This window comes from Ruegeria sp. CDSC068 (assembly GCF_059610545.1).
In genome coordinates, this window is record NZ_JBXWNV010000016.1 from 1 (window position 1) to 12,189 (window position 12,189).

General features: G+C 58.3%; 10 protein-coding genes. 3 read left to right on the forward strand and 7 right to left on the reverse strand.

Going from position 1 to position 12,189, the window contains the following annotated elements; genetic code table 11:
• Nucleotides 1-341 precede the first annotated feature (341 nt).
• Complete coding sequence (katG, locus tag AC2FID_RS21475; RefSeq protein WP_496838625.1) at nt 342-2,543, reverse strand: catalase/peroxidase HPI; 2,202 nt, start codon at nt 2,541-2,543, stop codon at nt 342-344.
• A gap of 269 nt (nt 2,544-2,812) precedes the next feature.
• The gene (locus AC2FID_RS21480) at nt 2,813-3,658 is read right to left on the reverse strand and encodes an SDR family oxidoreductase (protein ID WP_496838626.1); all 846 of its coding nucleotides are present in this window, start codon (nt 3,656-3,658) and stop codon (nt 2,813-2,815) included.
• A 90-nt stretch (nt 3,659-3,748) separates the two neighbouring features.
• Here AC2FID_RS21480 and AC2FID_RS21485 point away from each other — a divergent pair, with 90 nt between their 5' ends.
• The gene (locus tag AC2FID_RS21485) at nt 3,749-4,381 is read left to right on the forward strand and encodes a class I SAM-dependent DNA methyltransferase (protein WP_282154117.1); all 633 of its coding nucleotides are present in this window, start codon (nt 3,749-3,751) and stop codon (nt 4,379-4,381) included.
• Nucleotides 4,382-4,386: 5 nt separating this feature from the next.
• Here AC2FID_RS21485 and AC2FID_RS21490 read toward each other — a convergent pair whose 3' ends face one another.
• The 3 genes from AC2FID_RS21490 to AC2FID_RS21500 are packed head-to-tail and all read right to left on the reverse strand — an operon-like array spanning nt 4,387 to nt 8,355.
• On the reverse strand, nt 4,387-5,166 hold the full coding sequence (locus AC2FID_RS21490) for a carnitinyl-CoA dehydratase (protein ID WP_282171083.1): 780 nt from the start codon (nt 5,164-5,166) through the stop codon (nt 4,387-4,389).
• Nucleotides 5,163-7,178 carry an acetate--CoA ligase family protein gene (locus AC2FID_RS21495; RefSeq protein ID WP_496838628.1) on the reverse strand — a complete coding sequence of 672 codons (2,016 nt, stop codon included), beginning with the start codon at nt 7,176-7,178 and terminating at the stop codon, nt 5,163-5,165. Before AC2FID_RS21495 ends, AC2FID_RS21490 begins: the two co-directional genes overlap by 4 nt.
• A gap of 16 nt (nt 7,179-7,194) precedes the next feature.
• Complete coding sequence (locus AC2FID_RS21500) at nt 7,195-8,355, reverse strand: acyl-CoA dehydrogenase family protein (protein ID WP_496727339.1); 1,161 nt, start codon at nt 8,353-8,355, stop codon at nt 7,195-7,197.
• Nucleotides 8,356-8,433: 78 nt separating this feature from the next.
• Between AC2FID_RS21500 and AC2FID_RS21505 the strand changes: the two genes are divergently transcribed.
• A complete protein-coding gene (locus tag AC2FID_RS21505; protein WP_496838630.1) occupies nt 8,434-9,375 on the forward strand; it encodes a GlxA family transcriptional regulator in 942 nt (313 codons plus the stop codon).
• Here AC2FID_RS21505 and AC2FID_RS21510 read toward each other — a convergent pair.
• Both AC2FID_RS21510 and AC2FID_RS21515 read right to left on the reverse strand, forming a co-directional pair.
• Nucleotides 9,372-10,361 (reverse strand): sterol desaturase family protein, encoded by a 990-nt coding sequence (locus AC2FID_RS21510; RefSeq protein WP_496838632.1) that lies wholly within the window; start codon nt 10,359-10,361, stop codon nt 9,372-9,374. The two genes, AC2FID_RS21505 and AC2FID_RS21510, sit on opposite strands and share 4 nt — an antisense overlap.
• A gap of 22 nt (nt 10,362-10,383) precedes the next feature.
• Nucleotides 10,384-11,139: a class II aldolase and adducin N-terminal domain-containing protein gene (locus AC2FID_RS21515; protein ID WP_282154113.1), complete on the reverse strand. Its 756-nt coding sequence runs from the start codon at nt 11,137-11,139 to the stop codon at nt 10,384-10,386.
• A gap of 118 nt (nt 11,140-11,257) precedes the next feature.
• On the opposite strand from AC2FID_RS21515, the gene AC2FID_RS21520 reads away from it, so the two are divergent.
• Complete coding sequence (locus AC2FID_RS21520; RefSeq protein WP_108860449.1) at nt 11,258-12,133, forward strand: LysR family transcriptional regulator; 876 nt, start codon at nt 11,258-11,260, stop codon at nt 12,131-12,133.
• Nucleotides 12,134-12,189 lie beyond the last annotated feature (56 nt).

Genomic DNA, 12,189 nt, shown 5'->3' on the forward strand with positions numbered 1-12,189 from the left:
CGTCTCCACCGTCTCTCCGATGCGTCCGGCCGTCTCTCCGACCCGTCAGCGCCGCCTCAGCAGCGCCGGTGAAGGGGTATTTACGGATTAGGTCTGGGACCTGCAACCCCCATTTTGAAAAAACTTCACATTTCTCTGCTGAAACTCGCCCATATTAATGAAAACAATAAGTTAGCTTAATAATTTGGGTAAGAAACTCGATCGGGCGCTGCGTGATGCGGGGGTTTGTCAGAGCTTTAGGCGGAATCGTACCCAATGGTTGGTATGCCTGCGGGATCCGACCCAAAGAAAACGCCGCCCGAGTCCCCTCGGGCGGCGCTATCTCTGCGATGATCGTCGATTTACTTCAAATCAAAACGATCCGCGTTCATCACCTTGTTCCAGGCCGAGACAAAGTCGCAGACAAATTTACCCTCGGCACCCGTCTGACCGTAGACCTCGGCGAGCGCCCGCAGTTGCGAGTTGGAACCGAAGACCAGATCGACGCGTGTACCGGTCCATTTGACCTCACCGCTGGCGCGGTCACGACCTTCATAGACGCCCTTGCCGGCAGGTTTCCATTCGGTGCCCATGTCCAAAATGTTGGTGAAAAAGTCATTGCTGAGTACACCCACACGATCCGTGAACACCCCATGCTTGGCGTCACCGAAGTTGGCGCCCAGAACACGTAGGCCACCGACAAGTGCCGTCATCTCTGGCGCGGACAAGGTTAACAATTGTGCACGGTCGACCAGCAACTCCTCGGGAGAGACGGTGTATTCGGCCTTTTGGTAGTTGCGGAATCCGTCTGCTGCAGGCTCCAGGACTGCGACGCTGTCCACATCGGTCTGCTCTTGCGATGCATCGGTGCGGCCCGGGGTGAACGGAACCTCGACATCCTGACCGCTAGCTTTGGCAGCCTGCTCAATGCCGACGGCACCGGCCAGAACGATCAGGTCGGCCAGCGACACTTTCTTGTTGCCTGACTGCGCGCCGTTGAACGCTTCTTGAACGCCTGTCAGCGCATCCAGCGCCTTGGACAGTTTCATTGGCTCGTTGACGTCCCAATCCTTCTGAGGCGCAAGACGGATACGTGCTCCATTGGCACCACCGCGCTTGTCCGACCCACGGAATGTCGAGGCCGACGCCCACGCGGTCGAAACAAGCTCGGACACCGACAGACCGGATGCAGCGATCTTGGCTTTCAAATCCGCAACATCTGCAGCATCGACCAGATCGTGATCCACCGCAGGCACATTGTCCTGCCAGATCAACTCCTCGGTCGGGGCTTCCGAACCGATATAGTTCGAACGCGGACCCATATCGCGGTGGGTCAGCTTGAACCAGGCGCGCGCGAAGGCATCTGCGAACTCTTCCGGGTTCTCGTGGAAGCGTTTCGAGATCGGGCCATAGATCGGATCCATGCGCATCGCCATGTCGGCGGTGGTCATCATGGTTTTGACCTTCTTGGTCGGATCGCCGGCCGCCGGGGCCATATCTTCTTCCTTGACACCGATCGGTTCCCAGATCCATGCGCCCGAGGGGCTTTTGGTCAGGTTCCACTCGTATCCGAACAACAGGTCGAAATAGCCGTTATCCCATTTGATCGGGTTTGCGGTCCATGCGCCCTCGATGCCCGAGGTCGTGGTATCGTCACCCACGCCCGAGCCGAACTTGTTGATCCAGCCAAGGCCCATCTCTTCGATCGGGGCCGCTTCGGGTTCGGGGCCGACCAGATCAGGATCGCCCGCGCCGTGCGCCTTGCCAAAGGTGTGGCCACCAGCCACCAATGCGACGGTTTCTTCGTCATTCATCGCCATCCGGCCAAAGGTGTCGCGGATATCACGGCCCGAGGCCAGCACGTTTGGTTCACCATCCGGGCCCTCGGGGTTCACATAGATCAGGCCCATCTGAACGGCGGCCAGTGGGTTTTCCATGTCGCGCTCACCAGTGTACCGGCTGTGCGGGTTGTCGGTGGGGGCAAGCCACTCAGTTTCGGAACCCCAATAGATGTCTTCTTCTGGCGCCCAGATATCTGCGCGACCACCAGCAAAGCCAAATGTTTTGCCGCCCATGGATTCAATGGCGCAATTGCCGGCAAGGATCATCAGGTCGGCCCAGGAAATCTGGTTGCCGTATTTCTGCTTGATCGGCCACAGCAGACGGCGCGCCTTATCAAGGTTGCCGTTATCCGGCCAGCTGTTCAGTGGCGCAAAGCGCTGGTTCCCGGTCGAGGCACCGCCACGGCCATCCGCCGTGCGATATGTACCGGCGCTGTGCCAGGCCATCCGGATGAACAGACCGCCGTAATGACCATAGTCGGCAGGCCACCAATCCTGAGAATCGGTCATCAGCGCGTACAGGTCTTCTTTCAGCGCCTTCATGTCCAGCTTCTTGAATTCTTCAGCGTAGTCGAAATCAGGCCCCAGCGGGTTCGACGCGGGCGCGTTCTGATGTAGGATCGAAAGGTTCAGCTGGTTCGGCCACCAATCCCGGTTTGACCGGGTTCCTGCGCCGTGCATTACAGGGCATCCGCCCGTTTTGGGGTTATCACTTCCGTCCATGTCGATCTCCAATCCTGGCTAAAATCCGGCTCGTTCGCGCGTTGAGAAACGCGGGCGATCAAGAACATATATAGATGACACTTTTACCTCTTTTAGATGCGCGGCTTGGATTGCGCGCATTCTGTCAAAGGTATCGGCGACTCTTGTCTTGTCGCCGCCAGACCTAGCAAATTCGAACCATGCAAATAAGTTTTCTTTATGGATGGTTCTGATAACCAAAAACTATCACTAAGCATCCGGGGCGCATCGCCCGAAATCAGGCCGATAGCTCAGTCACCGGTCATCAGCGACCTCAATCCGACCCGATAGTTCGGAAACATCAGGTTCACACCCAGCTCATCCTTGATCCGATCGTTTCTGACCCGCTTGTTCTCATTGTAAAAGCTGCGCGCCATGGGGGTCATGTCGGCCTCGTCAAACGGTACTTCGGGCGGCAATGGCAATCCCTGCAATTCGGCCGCATAGGCGATGACATCCTGCGGTGGGACGGGTTCATCATCGCACACGTTGTAAATAGCCCCCGGATTAGGCGCAGACATGGACGCGGCAAGAACCTGGGCAATGTCGGCGACATGAATTCGGGAAAAGACCTGCCCCGGCTTGATGATACGTCGCATACCCACACGCTTGAGCTTGGAAAACGGCCCGCGACCGGGACCGTAGATGCCCGCAAGGCGAAAGATGTGCGTAGGCAAACCGGGAACGTTCTGCCACTGCTCTTCCGCCTGCACCCGCCATCTGCCGCGTTGCGCCGTTGGCGTCGCGGGGGTGGCCTCGTCGACCCAGTTGCCCTGATGATCGCCATACACAGCTGTGGTCGACAGGTAGCCAACCCATTTGAATTGCGCCGCCCGTTCGGCAATCTCATCTGCCAATGCAGCCAGAACCGGATCTCCGTCCGCGTTTGGCGCGGCCGAGATCAAAAGATGCGTCACCCCATCCAGCTGTGGCACTTGCCCCGGCCAAATCACCGGCTCTGCGCCGGACGCCTTGACCACCTGCGATTGGGCCGGATCACGCGTCGTGCCCAAGATACGCCAACCATGGGGTTGCAACTGACGGGACAAAGCCTGTGCCGAGTACCCGTGACCGAAGGAAAATAGTGTGCCTGTCATACGCTCTTAGATGATCCGCAATTTCGCCAGATGCAAGAACTCTGCCAAGGATACTTGATTCGAATCCCCCAATGCGCCTTTCTTTTGGGTATGAGTGACAAAACACCAGACCTGCATGCCGCCTACGCGCTGGATTCCCCGGAAGACCACAAGCGTCTCTATGCTGAATGGGCCGGGGATTACGACGAAGGCTTTGCCACGCGCGAGGACTATCAGCTGCACATCCATACCGCCCGCGCCTTTGTCGGCGCCGGCGGGCAAGGGCCTGTGCTTGATGTAGGTGCAGGCACTGGCCTGTGCGGTGCGGTTCTGGCCCGGCTGGGCGTGGGACCGATTGATGCCACCGATATCAGCGCCGAGATGCTGGATCAGGCCATGCGCAAGGATATCTACCGCGACGCCATTGAGGCCGATCTGAACGAAGGCATCCCGGTGCCGCGCGAAAGTTACTCCGGAATCGTTTCATCCGGTTCGTTCACCCATGGTCACCTCGGGCCAGAAGCTTTGACTGCACTGCTGCGTGTGGCCCGCCCCGGTGCACAATTCGCGCTGTCGATCAATGCCCAACATTATGAAAAGCTGGGATTTGCCGAAGCCCTGCACCGGTTAGCGCAAGGCCAGATTCGGAACCTGACCCTGCCCGAAGTTCGCATCTATGGCGATCTTGCATCTGGCCCCAACAAGGATGACACAGCGCTGATAGCCCTGTTTGAACGCGCTTAGGCCTACTATCGACCTTTCCACACGGGATCACGCTTTTCAGCAAAAGCGCGGGCGCCTTCCAGATTGTCTTCAGAGCCATAGAGGGTATCAACCGTCGGCAATTGCCGCCCGGTGATCCGGTTCATGGCATCCTGAAATTTGGAATCTTCGGCATCGCGCACGATTTCCTTGATCGCGGCATAAACCAAGGGCGGGCCGCTGGCCAAAACACGCGCCAGTTCCCACGCCCGATCCATCAGTTGATCACCCGGAATGACCTCGTTCACCAACCCCCAGTTCTTTGCCTCATGCGGATCGAACCAGCGCCCGGTCAGCAGCAGTTCCATCGCCACATGATACGGAATGCGTTTGGGCAGTTTTACGCTGGCGGCGTCGGCCACCGTGCCGGACCGGATTTCCGGCAGCGCGAAACTGGCGTGTTCCGCAGCAAGGATCATGTCGGCGCTCAGGGCCAATTCCAGCCCGCCGCCGCAGGCAATCCCGTTGACGGCTGCGATGACCGGCTTGTTCATGTCCCGCAGTTCCTGCAGCCCGCCAAAGCCACCAACGCCATAGTCTCCGTCGACTGCGTCTCCGTCGGCGGCTGCTTTCAAATCCCAGCCGGGGCAAAAGAACTTCTCGCCACCCCCGGTCAGGATTGCGACGCGCAGATCAGGATCATCACGGAAGTCACGAAACACCTCGCCCATGACGCGGCTGGTCGCCAAATCAATCGCGTTCGCTTTGGGACGGTCCAAAGTGACTTCCAGAATAGCGCCATCGCGCTTGGTTTTGACCGGGTTCATTTACTTGCCTTTCGGATCAGAGCATCCACCGCTACGGCACGGTCCGGTGTGCAGATCAGTGGGTTTATTTCAACTTCGCTGACATGGGTTGCGTTGGCAATAACGTAGGCCTGCACCGCATCGACCGCGTCAAGGATGGCCTCAATCTCTGCCGCTGGTTTGCCGCGATATCCCGCCAGCAAAGAGGCGCAGTTCAAATTACCCAGCGCCTCTTTCACCGCGGTGCGAGAGGATGGGATCAAAAGTGAAACCGTGTCGCGCAGGATTTCAGTCAACACACCCCCTGCACCCAGCGTCAGAACGAACCCGTGGGCCGGATCTCGGGTCACGCCGACCAACAATTCTGCCACGCCGCCAACAGCCATTTCCTCAATAAGGACCTCTTCGGTTCCGATTTCCGCCGCGACTTCAGCCACGGCGTCCGCGTGAACCTCAAGGCGCACGGCCGCATGTTCCGACTTATGCGCCAACCCGACGCCCTTGATCGCAAAAGGACCAGTCAGCGCGGCAGAGGCTTGTTTCGCCAGATCCGGCGTCACCACAACGTTGTGCGGTACACAAACACCGAATTCCGTCAGCGCCTGCTTGGCTTCTGCTTCGGTCAGAACATGATCCGCAACGGTATCCGAGGGCAGCAGAACCGGTTCGGCCTCCGTTGCTTGCGGTCGCGCGGCTGCCTCAATTGCCGCAAGCGCTTCGTGCAACCCGGCAAACGGGACAACACCGCCATCGAGTAATCGCTGCGCAACGTCTTCGGGTAAAAGCTCCGGCAGAGTCGCTGTTACTGCAAAGGGACGCCCCGTCTGAGCAACGCAATTCAACGAAGCCTGCGTGGCGCATTCCCAATCGGTCGCATCCGTGTGCGGATAGTCGAGAATAGCCATAGTCAGGGCCTGTTCAGGGCTCATCATTGCGGACCACGCCCGTGTCATGGCCTGCGTATCCCGCCAGATATAGGTGTGATAATCCAGTGGGTTCGCCAGGGCCACCATCGGCCCCAAGGCATCGCGCAGGTCAGCTTTTTGTGCTTGCGACAACGGCGGGAAGTGCAGGTCGCGCCCCTCGGCCATGTCGGCAGCCAGACTTGCCTCACCACCCGAACAACTGATCGATCCCAAACCGTTCGTATCCAACCGCCCGGTCACGTGCAGCAGCTTGAGACATTCCAGGAAACTGGGAATGTCATCCAAACGCGCGATCCCGAGCCGATCCAGAAATGCCTGCGCGCCCGCATCACCACCCGCCAACGAGGCTGTATGGGAAATCGTCGCCGCCTGTGCATGGGCGGACCGGCCCACTTTAAGCGCAACAATCGGCACGTTACGATCCCGAGCCTTTTTGGCCAGCGCCTCCCATTTACGCAGGTCACCGAACCCCTCGATATGGACGCCAATCGCTGTGATCCGGTCATCATCCAACAGGGCCGAGGCGATGTCGGCCTGATGGGTCTGCGCCTGATTTCCGCTGGTCAGCATAAAGGCCAACGGCAAGGCCCGGCGCTGCATCGTCATATTGATCGCAATGTTCGAACTTTGCGTCAGGATCGCCACACCGCGACCTACCGGTCGCATGCCATGCTGATCCGGCCAAACAGCGGCGCGGTCCAGCCCGTTGACGAAGCCATAACAGTTTGGCCCGAGGATCGGCATCTCGCCTGCGGCCTGCACCAAACGGACCTGCAAATCTGCACCCTGATCGTCCTCGGCATGCGCTTCGGTAAATCCCGAGGCAAAACACACTGCACCCCCGGCCCCCATGGCCGAAAGGACCGCGACAGTCTCGATCGTTGCATGACGGTTGATGCCAACAAAGGCTACGTCGGGGGCCGCTGGAAGGTCCTCAAGGCGTGCAAAGGCACTCAGACCCTCGATTTGACCGGCTTTGGGGTGGACCGGCCAGATGTCGCCCTGAAACCCGAATTTCCGGGCCTGTTCGATCACTGAGACGCACCAGGCGCCGCCGCCAATCACAGCGATGGATGTGGGGTGCAAAACGCGTGACAGGGAAGACATCAGGCGGCCCCCTCCATCACGCACCGAGTGTCCTCAGAAGATCGCGACTGATAATGTGGCGCTGAATTTCGCTGGTCCCGTCCCAGATACGTTCGACCCGCGCGTCGCGCCAGAACCGCTCAAGCGGGTAATCGTCCATCAGACCCATGCCGCCGTGGATTTGGATGGCAGCATCGGTGACCCGCGCGAGCATTTCCGAGGCATAGAGCTTGGCCGAAGCAATTTCGCGATTTGCAGGCAACCCTTTGTCCAGCCGATCCGCAGCGGCCAGCGTCAACAAGTCCGCCGCGTCAATCTCGGTGATCATGTCTGCGATTTGGAATGACACGCCCTGAAACTTGCCGATCTTCTGGCCGAACTGTTCGCGCGTGGCGGAATAGTCCAGCGCATAGTCGAAAGCGCGGCGTGCGCGGCCTACGGACATGGCAGCAACCGTGATACGGGTCGCATAAAGCCATGTGTTCATCACCTCGAACCCGCCATCGACCTCACCCAGAACCTGAGCGTCCGGCAGACGGCAATCGTCGAAATCAAGAACCATGTTCTTGTAACCGCGATGGCTGACCGATTTGTACCCGTCCCGGATGGTGAAACCGGGCGTTCCGCGATCCACCAGGAACGCCGTTATCCGCTTTTTCGGACCTTTAGGCGTCTGGTCCTCTCCGGTCGCGATGAAAACGATGATGAAATCCGCGTGCTCCGCGCCCGAGATGAAGTGCTTGGTGCCATTGACCACCCAGTCACCGCCATCCCGCACCGCGGCGCACTTCATTCCACGAACGTCTGACCCGGCACCGGGTTCGGTCATCGCCAGCGCGTCCATCCTTTCACCCCGAACGGCGGGCATCAGGTATCGTTCGACCTGCTCGCCCTCACACGCCATCAGGATGTTCTGAGGACGCCCGAAGAAGTGGTTCAGCGCCATGGATCCGCGGCCCAGCTCACGCTCGACCAGCGCGAACTCCAGATGGTTCAACCCTGCACAACCGACGCTTTCGGGAAAATTACAGGCATAAAAACCCAGCTCAATCGTCTTGCGCTTGATCTCATCCGCGATCTCCTCCGGGACTTCGCCGGTGCGCTCGACCAGCGCCTCATGCGGGTAGATTTCGTTTTCCACAAAGCTGCGAACGGTAGAGACGATCATCTCTTGTTCGTCGGACAATCCATATTGCATCGGGCGTCTCCACATCTGGCGTTGCGGCATATTCTGACGCGGCTTGCCATTTGAAACGTGCAGAAATAGAAGTTTACCATGCAAGAATGGACTAAATCACCCTCTGCACCGCAGCAAATCGGGGTTCTTCTGTTCGACGGATTCTCGAACCATTGCCTGGCCAACACGGTCGAGCCGCTGCGCGCTGCAAACACTCTAGCCGGACGTAATTTGTACGATTGGCAGTTCCTTGCGTTGGAGGGTGGCCCGGTGACATCCTCATCCGGGCTGCAGGTCGCGCCGCATCGCCCACTCCAGATCGCCAGTGGGGACATGCTGATGGTCATGCCATCTTATGGATTCCGCGCGCATGGCGGGTGGCGCACCCTTTCAGGCCTGCGTTCTGCGGATCAGCGGTTCAAAGTGCTGGCGGGCCTCGACACTGGCAGCTGGCTTTTGGCGCAGGCAGGGCTGCTGGACGGGCATCGCGCCACAATACACTGGGAAGAGCTGACCGGATTTACAGAAAGGTTCCCCGATGTCGAAACCCACCGCGAGCGCTATGTCATCGATCGCAATCGCATCACCTGCTCCGGGGCCATGGCGGCCTTTGATCTGGTGCTTCATCTGATTGCACGGGATCAGGGACAGGCCCTGGCGCTGGAAGTGTCACAGCTGTTCATGACCCGCGATTCAGCGCGCTCGCATGCGGGCGGTGCCGGCGCGACCAGCGGTTACGTGAACAAGGCGCTGGCCTTGATGCAGGAACACCTTGAGATCCCCTTGCCAGTGTCCGAAATCGCAAATCGGGTTGGCCGATCACAGAAAGCCTTGTCCGTCCGCATGCAGTCCGAGCTGGGCGCGGGTCCCGCGCAAGTTTACCGCCGCCTGCGCCTGAACCTTGCGCGTAAACTGGTGGCGGAAACCGACCTGAGCATCGGTGAGGTTGCCCTGCGTGTGGGCTATGACGACCCCAGCGCCCTGACCCGTGCCTTCAAAGCCGAATTCGGGGTCACGCCGCGCGCGCTTCGGGCCAGCTAGGTATACATCTGTTTCTTGTACGCCCTTGTCCGGGTCGTCGCCTCGGTCGACCCGTCATGGTACGTGCCAAACCACTTGTCGAACGGGATTTCAGAGGTGCCGTAGTTGCATTCAAAATACCGGTGGTGAAGCTGGTGAAAGAAATCACCGGCACGGGCGGCATCCGTGTCTCCGGCCTTTAGTTTTTCAAACCCGGAATGAGACAACACAGGGCTGATCTGCTGGAAGGAGGCGTGGAACAGCACATGCAACGGGTGCGACGGAACGATCAGGTGGATGAAATAGGTCGTGAAGTACAGCAAGTTCTCGTACCAGTGGTTCGAGATTCCCGACCAAGGCCCAATGTTCACGTTACGATGATGCACAGCATGCACGTATTTGTAGAGCTTCGGGTGATGTTCCAGCCGGTGCACCCAGTAAAAGTGCAGACCTGACCACATCGGGATAAACACCATCCACACAACGAACCAGACCGGCGCACCGGACCATGTGATGGTTGGCACATAGCCGTTGGCCATCGCCCAGTAGATGATCCACTGATAAAGGGTCGCGACGGTCATCGCACTGCCCAGCGTCCACCAGATATTGTCCAGAACCTGATTGCGGAATGTGAACGTACCATTGTTGCGGGTCAGGTCGCGGCGGTCGAACTTTTTGTACATGCCCTGCCCTTTTCGCATGTACAGCCACCAGTGCAGCCCACCTGCGACGAGTATTTGGGGCACCATGTTCAGCAGCCAAATGCGAAACATCCAACCCGGGGCAAAGCTTTGCATACTTTCCAAAGGCGGAAAAAAGAAAGCATAGGCGGTAACCGCCAGCGCAAGGCACAAGGTTAATGCCGTGATCTGCAGCCACGCCCCGCTGTACCATTTCAGCACTTCAGCTGGGCGCGGCGGCCACTTAAACAAAGGGTTTAAACTTACCGGGCCGTCGGGGTGATAGTGCCAACGGGCGGATTCGGGGTTCTGAGTCGTGTCGGTCATGGCGGTTACCCAGTTGAAGTGGTCAGGTGGCGTAGTCCGAGCCTTCGTCATCCAGCAAGGCTTTGATCTCCCGGAGATGTGCTTCGGCCTGATCAGGATAGTCTTCCAACTCTTGCGCGGTCTTCTCGGCAACCTCTTCCGACAGCACGCGCAATCGTTGTCCCGTCTGCAGCGCGCGGATGTAGGTTTCCGCTGCGCGTTCAAAATAATAGAGTCTATTAAAGGCATCTGCCGGATCACTGCCGATCACAAGGACACCGTGATTGCCCATGATCATGACCTTTTTCTTGGGGTCCGACAGCATCGACGCGCAGCGTTCACCTTCGCTTTCAAAGGCGAGGCCTCCGAACTCTTCATCCACGACGTATCGGTCGTAGAACGTGGCCGTATTTTGATCGATCGGCGGCAAGGTGCTATCCGCCAAAGATGCCAGGACCGTCGCAAAGATCGAATGCACGTGCATCACACAGCGCGCATGCGGACAGTGGCGGTGGATTGATCCGTGCAGACCCCAAGCCGTCGGATCCGGGGCACCGGGTTGGTTCATCACATCGGCATCATTTGCGTCCAGAAACAGCAGATTTGACGCTTTGACCCGTGCAAAGTGCATCTGGTTCGGGTTCATCAAAAATTGCGTACCTTCCGGGTTCACCGCAAGGCTGAAATGATTGGCAACGCCTTCGTGCATGTTCAATCGCTCGACCCAGCGAAAGGTTGCAGCCAGATCAACTCGTTCGGCCCAGTGGTCGATATTGGCGCGCAGGTTTGTAACAGTCATTCCGGGCTCCTTTGCGGATAGCTGAGAACTTTCGGAAATCGTGCCTGTAGCGTCAAAAATTGACCAACGAAAAAAACGCAACTATTCCATTAGCTGAACTAATGGCAAGGTTATACGCATGCAAAAACCACTTCCTCCGCTGGGTTGGCTCCGCACGTTTGAGGCAGCGGCGCGGCACTTGTCCTTTACCGGCGCAGCCCGGGATCTGAACATGACGCAAAGCGCGGTCAGCCAGCAGATCAAGTCCTTGGAAGGGTACCTTGGCCAGCCTTTGTTTTTGCGTCGACCACGTGCGTTGGAACTGACCGAAGCGGGCATCACGTATCTTCCGGTGGTGCGCGAGGCATTTCGGACACTGGTACGTGGAACTCAGGCCGTGACCGGCGCCCAGCAGAACGCGGTTCAGGTTCAAAGCAACATCACCTTTGCCGTGAATTGGTTGGCGCCCAGACTGCCGAAATTTCGGGTACAGCATCCCGAGGTGCAACTGAATATCTTTACTGAGCTTTGGGAGCCGCGCGAAATGGCCGAAGGGGCCGCCGTGGAAATCCGTTATTCACTACGGCCGTCAGATACGGTTAGGACCGAATTGCTGAGAACGGATCATTATTATCCAGTCTGTGCGCCGGGCTATCACGTGACGTTGGACAACCTGCAACAGCACCCGCTTTTTGACTGCTCAAACCTTCTGTCGAATTGGCTGGGGTGGACCGAGGAACAGGGTCTAAATTGGGAAAATCCTGCAATTACTTATTCGACCACCTACTTGGTCAGCCTGTCCGTAGCCATGGCTGGCGGAGGGCTGTGTCTGGCGCATGACACAATTGCCAGTGACCTGATTGCGCAAGGTCGTTTAGTAGCCCCGTTCGCCCATCGCGCACCCATGCCTGAAGCCTATTATCTGCTTCTGTCACCGCGCGCCGAAGAAAGCCCCGGTGCTATAGCGTTTGCCAATTGGGTTCGCCGCGAGCTGGAGCATGATACACAGAAATAACCGAGGCTTGCTCCCGCCCATCATCGATGCCCTGCCGGGCGTCTCTTCTGGTTGGA